The organism is Mesorhizobium sp. M6A.T.Cr.TU.016.01.1.1 (genome assembly GCF_003952585.1).
GTDB lineage: Bacteria > Pseudomonadota > Alphaproteobacteria > Rhizobiales > Rhizobiaceae > Mesorhizobium > Mesorhizobium mediterraneum.
This window is the reverse complement of record NZ_CP034452.1, coordinates 4,412,904-4,428,655: the sequence shown is the minus strand read 5'-3', so window position 1 is coordinate 4,428,655 and position 15,752 is coordinate 4,412,904. Positions and strand designations below refer to the sequence as shown.

General features: G+C 64.8%; 12 protein-coding genes and 1 pseudogene. 4 read left to right on the top strand and 9 right to left on the bottom strand.

The features are described from left to right. Positions 1-170 precede the first annotated feature (170 nt). From EJ075_RS21255 to EJ075_RS21240, 4 genes and pseudogenes are all read right to left on the bottom strand, one after another. Positions 171-1,901, bottom strand: coding sequence for a Na/Pi symporter (locus EJ075_RS21255; RefSeq protein WP_126105622.1), 1,731 nt, complete (start codon positions 1,899-1,901; stop codon positions 171-173). Positions 1,902-1,985: 84 nt separating this feature from the next. Continuing rightward, a complete protein-coding gene (gene pstS, locus EJ075_RS21250) occupies positions 1,986-3,080 on the bottom strand; it encodes a phosphate ABC transporter substrate-binding protein PstS (RefSeq protein WP_245457976.1) in 1,095 nt (364 codons plus the stop codon). A gap of 433 nt (positions 3,081-3,513) precedes the next feature. Then, positions 3,514-4,256: pseudogene (locus EJ075_RS21245) on the bottom strand (2OG-Fe(II) oxygenase). Positions 4,257-4,370: 114 nt separating this feature from the next. Continuing rightward, positions 4,371-5,264 (bottom strand): DMT family transporter, encoded by an 894-nt coding sequence (locus EJ075_RS21240; RefSeq protein ID WP_126105621.1) that lies wholly within the window; start codon positions 5,262-5,264, stop codon positions 4,371-4,373. A gap of 170 nt (positions 5,265-5,434) precedes the next feature. Here EJ075_RS21240 and EJ075_RS21235 point away from each other — a divergent pair, with 170 nt between their 5' ends. Both EJ075_RS21235 and EJ075_RS21230 read left to right on the top strand, forming a co-directional pair. Next, on the top strand, positions 5,435-6,832 hold the full coding sequence (locus tag EJ075_RS21235; protein ID WP_126105620.1) for a nodulation protein NfeD: 1,398 nt from the start codon (positions 5,435-5,437) through the stop codon (positions 6,830-6,832). Next, complete coding sequence (locus EJ075_RS21230; RefSeq protein ID WP_126105619.1) at positions 6,829-7,599, top strand: slipin family protein; 771 nt, start codon at positions 6,829-6,831, stop codon at positions 7,597-7,599. Before EJ075_RS21235 ends, EJ075_RS21230 begins: the two co-directional genes overlap by 4 nt. A gap of 165 nt (positions 7,600-7,764) precedes the next feature. On the opposite strand, the gene EJ075_RS21225 is transcribed toward EJ075_RS21230, so the two are convergent. Continuing rightward, positions 7,765-8,700, bottom strand: coding sequence for a LysR family transcriptional regulator (locus EJ075_RS21225; RefSeq protein ID WP_126105618.1), 936 nt, complete (start codon positions 8,698-8,700; stop codon positions 7,765-7,767). A 109-nt stretch (positions 8,701-8,809) separates the two neighbouring features. On the opposite strand from EJ075_RS21225, the gene EJ075_RS21220 reads away from it, so the two are divergent. After that, on the top strand, positions 8,810-9,820 hold the full coding sequence (locus EJ075_RS21220; RefSeq protein ID WP_126105617.1) for an NAD(P)-dependent alcohol dehydrogenase: 1,011 nt from the start codon (positions 8,810-8,812) through the stop codon (positions 9,818-9,820). A 73-nt stretch (positions 9,821-9,893) separates the two neighbouring features. Here the strand turns inward: EJ075_RS21220 and EJ075_RS21215 are convergent, their stop codons facing one another. The 3 genes from EJ075_RS21215 to EJ075_RS21205 are packed head-to-tail and all read right to left on the bottom strand — an operon-like array spanning position 9,894 to position 13,695. Beyond that, positions 9,894-12,215, bottom strand: coding sequence for a xanthine dehydrogenase family protein molybdopterin-binding subunit (locus tag EJ075_RS21215; RefSeq protein WP_126105616.1), 2,322 nt, complete (start codon positions 12,213-12,215; stop codon positions 9,894-9,896). Further along, entirely contained in the window at positions 12,212-13,195 is a 984-nt protein-coding gene (locus tag EJ075_RS21210; RefSeq protein WP_126105615.1) for a xanthine dehydrogenase family protein subunit M, read from the bottom strand. The genes EJ075_RS21215 and EJ075_RS21210 overlap by 4 nt, the downstream gene beginning before the upstream one ends. Continuing rightward, the gene (locus tag EJ075_RS21205; protein WP_095489343.1) at positions 13,192-13,695 is read right to left on the bottom strand and encodes a (2Fe-2S)-binding protein; all 504 of its coding nucleotides are present in this window, start codon (positions 13,693-13,695) and stop codon (positions 13,192-13,194) included. The genes EJ075_RS21210 and EJ075_RS21205 overlap by 4 nt, the downstream gene beginning before the upstream one ends. Before the next feature lie 434 nt (positions 13,696-14,129). On the opposite strand from EJ075_RS21205, the gene EJ075_RS21200 reads away from it, so the two are divergent. Then, positions 14,130-14,762 (top strand): TetR/AcrR family transcriptional regulator, encoded by a 633-nt coding sequence (locus EJ075_RS21200; protein WP_126105614.1) that lies wholly within the window; start codon positions 14,130-14,132, stop codon positions 14,760-14,762. Positions 14,763-14,832: 70 nt separating this feature from the next. Here EJ075_RS21200 and EJ075_RS21195 read toward each other — a convergent pair whose 3' ends face one another. Then, positions 14,833-15,738 (bottom strand): alpha/beta hydrolase, encoded by a 906-nt coding sequence (locus tag EJ075_RS21195; RefSeq protein WP_126105613.1) that lies wholly within the window; start codon positions 15,736-15,738, stop codon positions 14,833-14,835. Positions 15,739-15,752 lie beyond the last annotated feature (14 nt).

Genomic DNA, 15,752 nt, shown 5'->3' with positions numbered 1-15,752 from the left:
CTCCTTGTGGGAGAAGGTGGCCGAGCGAAGCTCGGTCGGATGAGGGGTGTTCCAGCTTGGCACCAACAGCGATCCTTCCAACACCCCTCTTCCGTCTTGGCGCTACGCGCCAATCCACCTTCTCCCACAAGGGGAGAAGGTAAAAGGCAGCCCCGCCCGGCCTTGACCCTCTACTCGGCCGGAACCGGGCTGAGGCCGGTGTCGCCCATCGACTGCGGCCTGGCCTCCTTGCGTGCCGAGGCACGGGCGAGCACGCTTTGCCGGTTGACGGATTTGCGCTCGGCATCGATGCGGTGGATCAGGATTTCCGCGCGCTCGATCGACCCGAGCAGGGCCAGGATCGTGCCACGCTCGGCGGCGCCCGCATTCGGTCCGAGCGCCAGCGTGCGGGCACGCAGTTCCTCGACTTCCGGCAGATTGACATGGCCGGCCGGCATCTGCGGGTTGGAGATGCCGTAAGTCGGCAAAATCTCCCGCAGCGAAACATCGAGCTTGCTCAATGCGACGTCGACGATGGCCTGCGCCGGGCTGCTGAACTTCTCGCGCCTAACGCGGCGCGCCACCTGATGCATCGATTCCGTCAGGGCGGCCGTGAAGTCGGCTTCCTCGATCAGGCTGGCGATCAGGTCGAGCTGGTCGTAGGGCAGATCCTCCTTCATCAGCTCGGCGGTGTAGGCACGGATATCGCGGCTGAGGATGTCGGTAGCGAGATAGTGCTCGCCCGGATCCGACGGCGCCTTCTTGGACGAGCGGGCGATGTCGAGGAACATGGCGCCGGCCTGGAGGTGACGGGCCGTCTCCTGCTGAACGGCGGGAACGGCCTTGGCAAAATCGCCGGCCAGCTTGCGGTCGAGGAATCTCGGCGTCGAGAAATCCTCCGCGTCATCGGCATCCGTGTGGCCGACACGCGACAGAACCCGCTCGAACACACCGATGAACGGGAACAGCAACAATGTATTGAAGATGTTGAAGAAGGTCGAATAGAGGCCGACCGCGACCGGCACCAGGGGAAAGGTCTCCTTGCCGTCGACGATCACCGGGATGGCGGGATCGCCGCCGAAGAACTGCATGGCCCATTCCAGGACCTGCATGGAGACGAAGAACAGCGGGATGGTGATGCACACGCCGATGATGTTGAACGAGATGTGCGCGTAAGCGGTCCGCTTGGCGTTCTTCGAAAGATTGAGCGAAGCCATCCACGAGGTGATCGTGGTGCCGAGATCGGCGCCGAGCGAGAAGGCGACGGCCGTCGTCCAGTCGAGAATGCCGGCGGCGCCAAGGCCCATCACAATGCCGATCGTCGCCGAGGACGAATGGATCATGGCGGTCACGCCGGCGGCGATGAACACGCATTTGAGAAGGTTGACATAGGAGTCGGCCGTCAGCGTTTGCAGCAGCGCCATGACTTCGGGCAGGTTGCGAAGCGGGCGCAGGCCGCCGGTCATCAGGTTGAGGCCATAGAAGATCAGCGCGAAGCCCATGCAGGCGAGCGCAATGTTCTTGACCTTTTCGCTTTTGGCGAAGCAGTAGACCAGCGAGAACACGCCGGCCAGGATCAATCCAAGCGGGCCGAGCGGCAGGGCGATGAGCCCGTTGCCGAGCGTGGTGCCGATATTGGCGCCCATGATCACGCTGATCGCCGGCCTCAAGGCGATGACGCCGGCATTGACCAGGCCGACGACCATGACGCTCATCGCCGTCGACGACTGGATGACGCCGGTGATCAGCGTTCCTGCCAGCACGCCCTTGATCGGCGTTCCGGCGGCCTTGGCGAGAAAGGCGCGCATCCGGTTGACCGAAAGCGCCTGGATGCCGTTTGCCATGAAGTCGAGGCCGAGCATGAAGATGCCCAACCCCCCGATCACCGGCACGAGGATGTCCTTGAAGATATCTATGTCCATGTCACGCAGTCCCCAACAAGCCGTTACCACGGCGCGATATGACGTTCAGTTCAGGTGCTGCGCGAGGCAGCCTGGCTCTTCAGCTCAGTTTCCGACGGGCGCTTGGCTCGCCCAGTATTGTTCGACCTGGTCGACGAGCGCCTTCGGCAGCGGCACATAGCCGAGCGCGGTGGCGTCGCCGGCGCCCTGCGCGAAGGCGAGCCGGAAAAGGTCGTGCACGCGGCGATAGCGATGTTCCGAACGGCCCGAGACCTGAACGACCGCGAACACAGCCGTGCTGATCGGATAGGCGGCATCTCCGTCTCGATCGGTCAGCGAAGCGAAGAAATCGGTCGTTTGCGCCCAGTCGATGGACGTCGCAGCAGCCTGCACGCCGTCGGGCTCCGGCTTGACGAACTTGCCGGATTTGTTCTCGATCAGCGCGTAGGAAAGGCTGGCGCGCTGCGCCTGGCCGGATTCGGCATAGGCGATCGCCCCCTTCGTGTCATGCACGGCTCGAATGAGGTTCTGCGTGCCTTCGGCATCGGCGCCGAGCGGCCACGAGATCAGTGTGTTGGCGCCGTATTTGCTCTTCCACTCGTCGCTGACCGCCGACAGATACTCCGTGAACACAAAAGTCGAGCCGGACCCATCCTTACGGTGAAGAACGCTGATCCTAAGATCGGGCAGCGTCAGATCCGGATTCGCCGCCTTGATCGCGGGATCGGACCATGACTGGATCTTGCCCAGATAGATGTCGGCCAGAAGCGGCCCCGTCAGGCGAAGGCTTCCCGGGCCAATGCCGTCGAGATTGACGACGACGGCGATGGCGCCCATCACGATCGGAAACTGCTGGCGGCCGGCTTTCCTGAGGTCGGCGGCGTTGATCGGCGCATCCGTCGCCGCAAAGTCCATGTCCGGCTGGTCGAGACGCAGGATGCCGGCGAGCGAGCCGACGATCTCATAGTCGACCTTCCAATCGGGCGAGATATAGTCGCCGCCATCTGCGCGGGCGCTCTCGTAGGCCGTTGCCCATTTGCCGATGATCGGGGCAGCCAGTGTCGATCCAGCGCCGCGAATAGGCTCAGCCTGCGCAGCGGCACCGATCATCAAGGCAACAGCCAGCGTGATGGCGCCACTTGATCCGGTTATTTTCGCCCATTTGCGCCGAAGTGACGCAAAGCTTGCTGGAAACATCATGGCGATCCCCGACTATACTGCGCAAATAAAAATCTACTTTTCAGTCTTGGCAGATATCAACAGTCGTCCGCCCGGCGAACACACACACCGGCCGAGAGACAACATTGCTCATCGTATGAACCTTGGTTAACAATTGGATGACAGAGATCTTGTGGGGCGAATCTTTTTTATTCGGATTTTCCGCGATCACTTGTCCCGCCCGTTCCTCGGACTCCTATGAAGAATTTGGGTCCGAAGGACTGGGCTCCAAGGTTGCGCCTCGCGCTCACCCTTCTCCCCTTGTGGGAGAAGGTGTCGCCGAAGGCGACGGATGAGGGGTGTTCCAGCTTGGCAACGACGGCGCTCCGTCCAACACTCCTCAACCGTCTTGGCGCTGCGCGCCAATCCACCTTCTCCCACAAGGGGAGAAGGGAGAAGGAAGTCTACGCAGCCCTCACTTCGCGTCGTGGAAGATGATGCCGACGGTATGGCGCATGCCGGAGCGAAGCCTACTGACGCCGTGCCTGAGATTGACGCGGTAGCTGCCTTTGCTGCCCTGGACCGGACGATTGTGCACCGCGAAGGCGACCGCATCGCCCTGGCGCAACGGCACCACCTCGGCCCGGCTCTGCATGCGCGGGCGCTGTTCGGTCAGCACGAACTCGCCGCCGGTGAAGTCCTTGCCGGGTTCGGACAGCAAGATCGCCACCTGCAGCGGGAAGGCAAGATCGCCGTAGAGATCCTGATGCAGGCAGTTGAAGTCACCGGGACCATATTGCAGCAGGGCGGCGTTGGCCGCGTCTGGCCCTGGTCGTGGCATTGCTTGAGGAACGCGGCATGCTCGTCCGGATAGCGCTGGGCGATGCTCATGCGCTGGTTCCAGTCGTTGGCGACCGCGGCGAGGCGCGGATAGAGCGCGGTGCGCAAGCCGCCGATCAGCTCGGGCAAGGGATAGCGGAAATAGCGGTACTCGCCCTTGCCGAAGCCGTGCCGCGCCATATGGACATGGCTGCGGAAATGGCTCTCGTCCGGGTAAAGCCCGGCGACCTCCCGGCATTCTTGCGGCGTCAGCAGCTTTTCCATCACCGCGCAGCCATAGCCGCTCATCTCCCCGGCCAACGCCTGCCAATCATATGCGGCGACGCGCGTCTCCGCCGATCGGACCGCTGCCCTCGAACCTATCGAATGAATGGTCATGGCTTTGCCTCCTCTGGCTTCGTCCTGCCCATCAGATGGGTGAAACAGCGCGAGCAAACCACCCGTTTCCTGCCAATGGGTTGCGCATAGTTCGGTGTGTCGCGTCTCACAATCTCAAGCACCGGTGGCGCCGTTTTCGGGCGCTGACCTGATCGCTCCGCTCCCCGAAGTAGCGAGGTAGAGGGCGGCGGCCAGCATGATCGTTGCCCCAAGCATGCCGACGAACGATGTCCGCTCGCCCAGGAAAAGTGCCGCGCCCAGGGCGCCGAACACGCTTTCGGCGCTGACGATTACCGCCGCGTGGCTGGCCGAGGTGAAACGCTGGGCAATCGTCTGGATGCCGAAGCAGACGGCTGTAGAGAATACGCCGAGCACAAGCAGTTGCGGCCAGGCATCGAACGCATTGGCAGGCGACAGATTGCCATGGAAGAAGCCGAGCGGCAGGCTGATCACCGCCGCGCCAAGGAACTGCGCCGCCATGGCGGTGAACGGGCGTCCATAGGTCTGCGCATGACGACCGAGCTCGACCATCCAGAGCGCGTAGCAGCCCGCCGACAGCATGATCGCCACATCGCCCTGGTTGAAGCTGGCGATGCCGCCGGACAGGAGCAGCGCGCCGACCAGCGTCAGGCCGGCGGCGAGGCCGACGGCCGCTGTCAGCCGCTCGCCGATCAGCAGCCACGCCGCGAAGGGCGTCATCACAGTCGCCGTGCTGACCAGAAAGCTGGCATTCGTCACCGACGTGCCGAGATAACCGATCTGCTGCAGGACGATCGCGATTGCAAACAGCACGCTGACCCTTGCCAAGCTCGCGCGATAGAGGCCGCCTGGCGGTCGCCGGGGTTCGGTGGCGATCAGCGGCAGCACCAGGATCCAGCCGATCAGGCAGCGCATGCCGACCGCGCTCAACGGGTCGAGATGGTCCAGAATGGTCTTCTGCGGAACATTGCCGAGACCCCACAGTGCCGCGGCGACGAACAGTAGAAGATTGGCGTGCAGCTTCGACATCGGTCTTCCCCTCGCTTTGGACGTCGAGGGAAGGCTGGCTGAACCCCGCTTACGGATCGCCTACGCGTTGGAAATCGGACGGGGCGTTGCCCTGGATCAGCTTCACCCGCCGCGAAGTGTCATGGATTTCGGCAAAATCGAGCCCATATCCTTGATATGGAGCTTTGAGCGTGAAACTCGCGCGTGTAGCCCTGATTGCCGCGGCTTTTGTAGCCGCTGTGTTCGTTTGTATTTCTTCCGCAACCGGAGAGGCGAACGGCCAGGAGAGGATTGCGCTGCGCGTCGAGATAGACGGCGCCATCGGTCCGGCGAGCGCCATGCAGCTCGAGGAAGCGCTGGCGGTAGCCGCGCAGCGGAACGCCGAGGTTCTCATCCTGCAGATGAACACGCCCGGCGGGTTGGTCACCAGCATGCGCGAGATCATCGCCGATATGCTCGCCTCGCCGGTTCCCGTCATCGGCTATGTCGCGCCCGCCGGCGGTCATGCGGCGAGCGCCGGAACCTACATCCTCTACGCAACCCATGTGGCGGCGATGGCGCCCGGCACCAATCTGGGTGCGGCAACGCCGATCGAGATGGGCGGACCGCTGCCATCCTTTCCCGGTGGCGACGACAAGAACAATGGCCCAGGAGCCGGCAAAGACCAGAAGAACCCGCCAGCGGGCGATGCGATGATCGCCAAGGCGACGAACGACGCGGTTGCGTTGATCCGCAGCCTGGCTGAACTGCGCGGGCGCAATGCCGAATGGGGTGAAAAGGCCGTGCGCGAGGCTGCCAGCCTGTCGGCCACCGCGGCGCTGCAGGAGCATGTCGTCGACTTCGTCGCCCGCGACACGACCGAGCTGCTTCAGCTGGCTGACGGCCGCACGGTGGAAATGGCCGGCAGGAAAGAGGTGCTGGCGACGAAAGGGCTGCCGGTTGAAACGCTGGAGCCCGGCTGGCTCATCCGGCTTCTCGCTGTCATCACCGACCCGAACATCGCCGTGATCCTGATGCTGATCGGCGTTTATGGCCTCGTCTTCGAGTTCACGAGCCCGGGCGCGGTCGCGCCCGGCGTGATTGGCACGATCTGCCTTCTGCTCGGACTCTATGCGCTCAATCTCCTGCCGATCAGCTATGCCGGCCTTGCCTTGATGCTGCTTGGCATCATCTTCCTCGTCGTCGAGGCCTTCAACCCCACAGTGGTGCTTGGGCTGGGAGGCGTGGCTGCCTTTCTGCTGGGCGCTGCCATGCTGCTCAGGATCGAGGGGCCCGGCTTCGAGATGTCGTGGGCCGTCATCGGCACCGCCGCCGCCCTGACGCTCGGCCTGGCGCTGTTGACCGGCAGCTATCTGTGGGCGGCCCGCAAGAACGCTCCGCGTGTTGGCGCACAGGCCATGCAAGGGCTGCCGGCCAAGGTCCTCGACTGGGAGGGCAGCGAGGGTCACGTGCTCGCCCGGGGCGAGCGCTGGCGGGCGATGGCCGACGAACCCTTTGCAGTCGGCGACAGCGTCGAGGTGGCTGATGTCAGGGGTCTGGTGCTGACGATACGGCGCCGCAATGTGCGAAGCGATGGAGCAAGGCAATGATCATCGGTTATGTGGCCTACCTGGTAGCAGCGCTCGTCGTGCTCATGTTCCTGTCCGCGGCCGTTCGCATCCTGAGGGAGTATCAGCGCGGCGTGGTCTTCACGCTCGGCCGCTTCACCGGAGTCAAAGGTCCCGGCCTGATTATCCTCATCCCCTTCGTGCAGCAGATGGTGCGGGTCGATTTGCGGGTGGTGGTTCAGGATGTTCCGCCGCAGGACGTGATCTCGCGCGACAACGTCTCGGTGAAGGTCAACGCTGTGCTGTATTTTCGTATCGTCGACGCCGAGCGGGCGGTGATCCAGGTCGAGGACTTCATGGCCGCGACCAACCAGTTGGCACAGACCACATTGCGCTCGGTGCTCGGCAAGCATGAGCTCGATGAAATGCTGGCCGAGCGTGACAAGCTCAACAGCGATATCCAGGAGATCCTCGATCAGCGGACCGATGCCTGGGGCATCAAGGTCTCTGATGTCGAGATCAAGCATGTTGACCTCAACGAGAACATGGTCCGCGCCATCGCCAAGCAGGCCGAGGCCGAACGGCTGCGGCGTGCCAAAGTGATCAATGCCGACGGCGAACAACAGGCGGCGGCAAAACTCGTCGAGGCCGGCAAGATGCTGTCCGAGGCACCGCAGGCCATGCAGCTGCGCTATTTCGAGGCGCTCCACGACATCGCCGGCGAGCGCTCGTCGACGGTCGTGTTTCCGGTGCCGATGGATCTGCTCGCTCATTTCATCAAGCAGCAAGGTGGAGGCGGAGGCGGCTGAGCGCGTAATCTCCCCCCTCGAGGGGGAGATGGCCGCGAAGCGGCCAGAGGGGGGTCGTCTCACATAGATCGCCAACCCCTTCCTCTACGAGAGACGGCGCTGACGCTCCACGCGCGGCGACCCCCTCTGTCGCCTTCGGCGACATCTCCCCCTCAAGGGGGGAGATTAGCACCCTCTCCGCCACGGCGGCTCCGGGGCGAATCGTTTGCCGATCCAGTCGGCGAAGGCGCGCGTCTTGGCCGCTTGCCCCTTGGCTGAAGGCATCACGATATAGACCGCGCCCTCGTCGGCGAGCGTCCAGTCCTCCAGAACAGGCACCAGCCGTCCGTCGGCGAGTTCGCGTCCGACCAGCCAATCCGTGCTCATCATCAGCCCGACGCCCTGCACGGCGGCTTCGACCAGCACCTCGGCATCATCGGTGACCAGCGGCCCGGAAACCTCGATACGGACGCGACGGCCCGTGCTGTCGGTCATCTCCCAGGCGGGAAAGGTCTGGAACCCGGTGAAACCCAAGCAAGCATGCTCGACAAGCGCCTGCGGCGTGGCCGGCGTGCCCGCGCGAGCAAGGTAGGACGGTGCGGCGCACAGCAGCCGGCGCCGCGTCGCCACCTTGCGTGCCACCAGGCGCGAATCCTCCAGCGCGCCGAGACGGACGGCGACATCGAAATTCTCGGCGACGAGGTCGACGAAACGGTTGGAGAACTCGGCCTCGATGCGAACGTCTGGAAATTCGGCGAGAAATTCTGGCAGCAGCGGGCCGATCCACATGCGCCCGAACGATCCGGGCAGCGCCAGCCGCAACACGCCGCGCGGCCCGCCGCCGGCATGCGCCGACGCAGCCGCCTCGGCTTCGTCGACCGCGGCCAGGATGGCGCGGACGCGGACGAGGAACTCGGCTCCGGCCTCGGTCAGCGATACGCTGCGCGTCGTCCGGTGCAGCAGCCGCACGCCGAGCCGCTCTTCCAGCGACGCGAGGCGCCGCGACAGGATCGTCGCATCGCGCCCCACCCGCGCCGCCGCTTTGGTGAAGGAGCGTGCCTCGGCGATCGCCGCGAAGGCTGCCATCTCGGCCAGTGCGGCCGGTTCATGGGATTGCTGCATCTGGCGCATAACTCAACTGCAAAATCCAAGGATTATGCAGAGATAGCGCAGCAGCTAGTTTCACTCAATCCCATCTATTGGCCCGTCGCCGATCAACCGGAGTGAGACCATGAAAGCCATCGAACTGACTGCACCCCGACTGGACGCCTTTCGCGCCGCCACCGTTGCCACACCTGAACCGCAGCGCGGCGAAGTGCTGATCCGCCTGCGCGCCGGGAGCCTCAATTTCGTCGATGTCGCGGTGGCGAGCGGCAATTATCCTGGTCCGAGCTTTCCGCTCATTCCGGTCGTCGACGGCGCCGGCGAGATCGTCGGCATCGGCGAGGGCGTGTCGAGGCTCGCCGTTAACGACCGCGTCATCGCCCATGCAAAGCCGCACTGGATCGGCGGCCGTCCGCGGCCCTACGAGACGACCGAGATGCGCGGCCTGACGCTACCCGGATCGCTCGCCGAATATGTCGCGCTGCCGGCCAATGCCGTCGTGCCGGTGCCGGCGCATTTGTCCTTCGAAGCGGCGGCGACGCTGCCGATCGCCGGCACCACCGCGTGGAATGCGATCCGCGCCGCCGATGTCGGGCCGGGATCGGTCGTCGTCCTGCTCGGCACCGGCGGTGTCTCGATCCTGACCCTACAGCTTGCCAAGGCCGCCGGCGCCACGGTCGTCATCACCTCGTCATCGGACGAGAAGCTGGAGCGCGCCAGGGCGCTCGGCGCCGATCACCTCATCAACTACCGCACGACGCCGGACTGGGACACGAGGGTGCTCGAACTGACCGACGGCGTCGGCGCCGACCTGATCGTCGAGACCGGCGGATCGGCCACCTTCGCCCGCTCGGTCAACGCCGCCGCGCCCGGCGGCACGGTGTTCACCATCGGCTTCGTCACCGGCGCCGAGACCACCGCAAACCTGCTGCCGATCATCGTCAAGGCACTCAGGGTGGTGGGCAACAATACCGGCTCGGTTTCCGACCTGCGCGACGCCGCCCGCGCCATCGCCGCTGCCCGTATCGAGCCGGTCATCGACACGGTGTACAGCCAGGACCAGGCAGCCGAAGCCTACGCACACATGGCGGCCGGCGGCCGGCATTTCGGCAAGCTTGCCTTCACACTGTCGTGGTGAGTCTGGACAGGGCGCCGTAGTTGAAGCTGCCAATCTCCCCACGACGGGGAGATCGACAACTTCACGGCCTCCGCTAAATCAGCTTCTCCAGCGTGATCGGCAGATCCCGCACCCGCTTGCCGGTGGCGTGGAACACCGCGTTGGCGATCGCCGGAGCAACGCCGACGATGCCCAGCTCGCCGACGCCCTTGCCGCCGAGCACCGAGGAATGCAGGTCAGGGATGCCGACCGAGATCACCTCAATGTCGGGAATATCGGCATTGGTGGCGATGAGATAGTCGGCCAGATTGTTGTTGACGACGCGGCCGTGGCGGCGGTCGACGATGCCTTCCTCCAGCAGCGCCTGGCCGATGCCCATGATGATGCCGCCCTTCCACTGGCTTTCGGCGAGCTTGGGATTGTAGAGCCGGCCCGAATCGAGCGCCGACACCACGCGCGACACGCGAACCGTGCCAAAGTCCTCGTCGACGCGCACCTCGATGAAATGCGCGCACCAGCTGTGGCGGGAATAATCGCCCTCGGTGTGCGACAGCGCCATCGTTATGGTCGTATTGTTCTTGTAGCGATCCTCCGCCGTCCAAGTGGCCGGCGTGGTGTCGCCCATCGCCTCGATCTGCTCGCGTCCGACGCTGCCGAGCAGCTCGGCGATCGAGACATCCGGACCGTCGCCGCGCGGTGACCTTATGCGGCCCTCACTGACGACCAGCGTGTTGGCCTGCAGCGCATGGAACGGCGAATTGGGATCGCTGATCGCCAGCCCGACCAGCTCATCGAGCGCGGCAGTCGCCGCCTTGTGCACCGCGCCCGTCATCACGCCGGCCAGCCGCGACCCGCCGGTGACGCCTGCTCGGGCATAGCGCGAGTCACCCAGCTTCACCACGACGTTCTCAGCCGGCACGCCCACCACTTCGGCGGCGGTCTGCGCCAGGATCGTATAGGTGCCCTGCCCCATGTCGATGCTCGAGCTTTCGACCTCGACCGAGCCGTCGGTGAGGATGCGCACCATCGCCTCGCCATAGGCGCGCCGCACCGGATAGGTGCCGGCGGCAACGCCCCAGCCGATCAGCTGATTGCCGTCGCGCATCGAGCGCGGCTCGCGTGGACGCTTCGACCAGCCGAAGGCTGCCGCGCCAACCGCGAAGGCCTCCCGCAACTGCCGCGTCGACCACGGCTTCTTCACCTCCGGATCCTGCTCGGCATAGTTCCTGAGCCGGATTTCCAGCGGATCGATGCCGACCTCATAGGCGAGCTCGTCGATCGCGCTTTCGATGCCGAAGGCGCTCGGGTTCTCGCCCGGCGCACGCAACGCACCCGGCACCACGGTGTTCACCCGCACGACATTCTGCCGCGATGAGAAATTCGGCGTCGCATACATGATCGAAGTGACCGAGCCGAGCGGCTCGACCCACATGCCGTCGACCGAAGTCTCGTTGACGCCGCGATGCACGATCGACTGGATCCGTCCCTCTGCGTCGGCACCGAGCGCCACCGTCTGGCGCGTTGCCGCCCGTCCGCCATAGGCGGTGAAGGTCTGCGGCCTGGTGACCGCGAGCTTCACCGGCCGTCCCAGCATTTTCGCGGCCATCGCCGCCACCGCGCCGTAGCCGTAGGCGAACGCCTTGGAGCCGAAGCCACCGCCGATATAGGGCGAGACCAGGCGCACATTCTCGAACGGCACGCCGAACCATTCGGCATAGGTCCGCGCCATGCCGTCGAGCCATTGGCTGGGCTCCCACACCGTCAGCCGGTCGCCTTGCCAATGCGCGATCAGGCCATGCGGCTCCATCGGCGCCTGGTATTCGCGCGGCGTGTTGTAGGCGGCGCAGATGCGCACCGGGGCGGCGGTGAAAGCCGCTTGTGCATCGCCCCATTCCTTGGTCATCGTGTCGACCGGAATGCCGTCGCCGGCCTTTGGATCGTCGAGATCAACGATGGCCGGCGTCTCGTCATAGCTGACCTTGACCAGCGCCGCGGCCGCGACCGCCTGCTCGAAACTCTCGGCAACCACCGCCGCGACATGCTGGCCGCTGAAGGTGATGTCGCGCGCCAGCGGGCAATAGGGAACATCCGGCGGCGGCGTGCCCAGCCAGTCCGTCGCGGTGTTGAGGCGCAACACATTGTCCGGCGTCAGCACCAGAAGCACGCCGGGTGCGCTTTCAGCGGCGGCGGTGTCGATCGACCGCACCTTGCCGGCCGCAATCGTGCTCTCGACGAGAACGGCGTGGCTGAGCCCTTCGAGCTGCTGCTCGACCGCGTATTTTGCGGCACCGGTGATCTTGGCCGGGCCATCGACGCGCGACAGCCGCCCGCCCACTGCCTCTGCAAAGATGGCGCCGTCCGATGCGTCGCCCCTCTTCGATTCACTTTGTCGGGTTCTGATCTCGTGAACGGTCATGCCGTTTCTCCAACTTTAAGGATGGCGCGGGCGACGACGCGCGGCGCCAGTTCGATCTTGTAATGGTTGGCGCCGTGGTCGACGGCGCCCTCGATGGCGAGCAGGCTGGCTTGCTTGACGATATCAGCCTCCAGCAACTTGCCTTTCAGCGCCTCTTCCACGGCGCGTGCCCGCCACGGCTTGGTGGCGACACCGCCAAGCGCCACACGCAGGTCACGGATCGTCCTTCCGTCAGCCTCGAACTCGATGCCGACGGCGGCACTTGCGGCGGCAAACTCATAAGATTGCCGGTCGCGGACTTTCAGATAGGTCGAACGTCCCGCAGCGGCGGAAGCAGGAATGCTGATCGCGGTGATCACCTCGCCTGGCTCGATCGCATGCTCTCTGTGGGGCGTAGCGCCCGGCAGGAGAAAAAAGTCGTCGGCCGCGACCTGGCGGTCGCCGAGATGGACTGTTGCGTCGAAGGCGACCAGCGCCGTCGCCAGATCGCCCGGATAGGTGGCGATGCAGGCCTCGCTGGTGCCGAGCACGGCATGGCCGCGGGTGACGCCGCCGATCGCCGAGCAGCCGCTGCCGGGCGTGCGCTTGTTGCAGGCGGGAAAGTTCGCCGGATCGCGGAAATACGGACAGCGCGTGCGCTGCATCAGATTGCCGCCGATCGTCGCCATATTGCGGAGCTGCGCCGAGGCCGCCTGCCACAGCGCTTCCGAGACGGCGGGGAACCGGCTTTTTATCTCGGCATGGTCGGCGACGCTGCTCATCCTGGCCAGCGCGCCGATGGTGACGCCCCGGTCATCGACCGTGATCGTATCCAGTCCCTTGAGATGGCTGATGTCGACCACGGTTTCGGGTTCGGTGACGCCGCATTTGGCGAGATCGATGAGGGTGGTGCCGCCGGCGAGCAGCATGGCGCCGGGCAGCGCCGCCGCCTGGCGTGCCGCATCGACGGAATTGGCGCGCAGATACGAAAAATCCCTCATGACGCGGTCTCCATGGATGACGCAACCTCCAGTGCCGCCTGGCGCACGGCGGCGACAATGTGCGGATAGGCGCCGCAGCGGCAGAGATTGCCGGCCATGTATTCGCGGATCTCGTCATCCGAGCCGGCATGGCCCTCGCGGATGCAGGCGACCGCCGACATGATCTGTCCCGGCGTGCAGTAGCCGCACTGGAAGGCGTCCTGTTCAAGGAAGGCGGCCTGGACCGCGTGCAGCGTGCCGTCGCCGTCAGCAAGCCCTTCGATTGATGTGACCGCCCTGCCCTGGGCCTGGGCGGCAAGCGTCAGGCAGGCCAGCACGCGCTGCCCGTCGATATGCACGGTGCAGGCGCCGCACTGGCCCTGGTCGCAGCCTTTTTTGGTGCCGGTCAGGCCGAGATGATCGCGCAAGGCGTCGAGCAGTGTGACGCGCGGCTCGACCTCCAGTTCATGGCGATGTCCGTTGATTTGAAGTTGGATAGGAATTCGGGTTTTGCTTGTCATGGGGCGTCTGGCTCCAGTTTGCTTGACGCGGAGGGGGTGATCTGGTGCCCGGCCGGCGAGCGGCAAGGTCACCAGGTGGCTAGGTCTGGCGGCTCCCCGGTGATTGGCGAAAGCGGCGGAGCGCATAATCTCCCCCCTTGAGGGGGAGATGGCCGCGAAGCGGCCAGAGGGGGTCGCCTCGCATAGAGCGCCAACCTCCATCTGCCGCAGGAGGCCGCGCCCGGTCGAACCGACCCCCTCTGTCGCCTTCGGCGACATCTCCCCCTCGAGGAGGGAGATCACGCTCTCGCCGGCTTGCAGGCTTTCAACACGTGACATACGCGTTCCCCTGATTATATGATAAAGGTGCTCCACTAAAACGGAGGCGCCTCCGTTTATTACGTGGGGGCTGAACCGGTCGGGTTCAAGCCCCGTATTCGAGAGTGGAGAAAAAATTGGCTTCGCAGCCGCCCGCAACCGCCAAAGACAAGCCCGACGTGACAGCGGCAAAACCGCTGCGCGCCGATGCGCAGCGCAACCGCGACGCGCTGGTCGAGGTCGCAGCGGTGGCCTTTGCCGCGCATGGCGTGGATGCCTCGCTGGAGGAGATCGCGCGCCAGGCCGGCGTCGGCATCGGCACGCTCTACCGGCATTTTCCAACGCGCGAGCATCTGGTCGAGGTGGTCTACCGGCGCGAAGTGGAAAGTCTGTGCGCGGCCGCAGACGAACTCGCCCTTCACCACCCGCCCGACGTCGCGCTCGAACAATGGATGCAGCGCTTCGTCGACTACATCGCCACCAAGCGCGGGCTGGCGACAAGCCTGCGCATCCTGCTCAACACCAATTCAACCCTGTTCTCGGACATGTCCGGCCGGGTGTCGCTCGCTTTGCGGCGGCTGATCGAAGCGGCGGTGGCCGATGGCTCGATCCGCAGCGACGTCGACGCCTCCGACGTGCTGCACGCGCTGGGCGGCATCTATTCGGCGCCCGATACCGAGGACTGGCGCGACCGCTCTCGCCGGCTGGTGTCGCTGCTGATGGATGGGCTGAGGTTTGGGGCGGGCAGGTCGGCGAAGGATAGCCGGTGAAGGCTGGGTCGCCGAAAGTGCGGCGCTGGGACGAAGTCCGCTTTGCGCCAGCAGCTGCCTCACCCAACGGTTATAAATAGTCGCGGACAAACATGCCGGCGCTGTGAAGAGCGCGCCAACCGGCACTCAACCCCGCATTCCAAACCGGCCAGGCGTGAATCATATGCGGCCAAATTTCGAGACGTGCTTTGACGTCAGCCACGCCAGCGGCTTCCGCGAGCCGAGTTGCGTCCGACAACAGCGTCTCGGCCGAACCGACTTGTATCAGCATTGGGGGAAATCCGCTCAGATCGGCGAACAACGGCGAGATCAGGGGATCGCTCCGACCAACGCCATAGGGAACATAGGCGGTTGCCAGTTCCTCCAAATACGCCCGGTGGATGATAGGGTCGATCGCGTCCTTAGTTGATAGTGTCGCGCCGGACATCGAAAGGTCCGTCCAGGGCGAAACCAGCCAAAGACATCGCGGCAGCCGCTCCCCTGCCGCGCGCAATATACTGACCAAGCACAGGGTGAGGTTGCCGCCCGCACTGTCTCCGCCGACCACGATGCGATCCGGCGCGATCCCTTGCCGGCTCATAAAGCGCCATGCGGTGAGTGCATCTTCATGTTGCGCAGGGAAAGGATGTTCCGGTGCGCGTCGATAGTCGATCGCGAGGGTGCGCATTCCCATTGCTCGACCTGCCTCGGTCACCATTCGACGATGACTTTTGAGAGAGCCTGAGCAGTAGCCACCACCGTGGAAAAAGAGCAGAACCTTATCCCTGTCACTCTCAGGCGCTAGGGACCACTCTCCCTCGAGGCCATCGAAAACCGCATCCTCGCATCGGATGTCGTCCGCAATCGGCCACACCGAACCAACCTCGTCGAGCCGTGCCCGGCGTTCGTCCCAGCTCACCGGTCGCGGCTTTGACATCAACAACCTGCGGACGGCGTTGATCTCCGTCAGATCGAGGTGTGCGTCCACATCGCTCATTTTGCTTCCCTAGC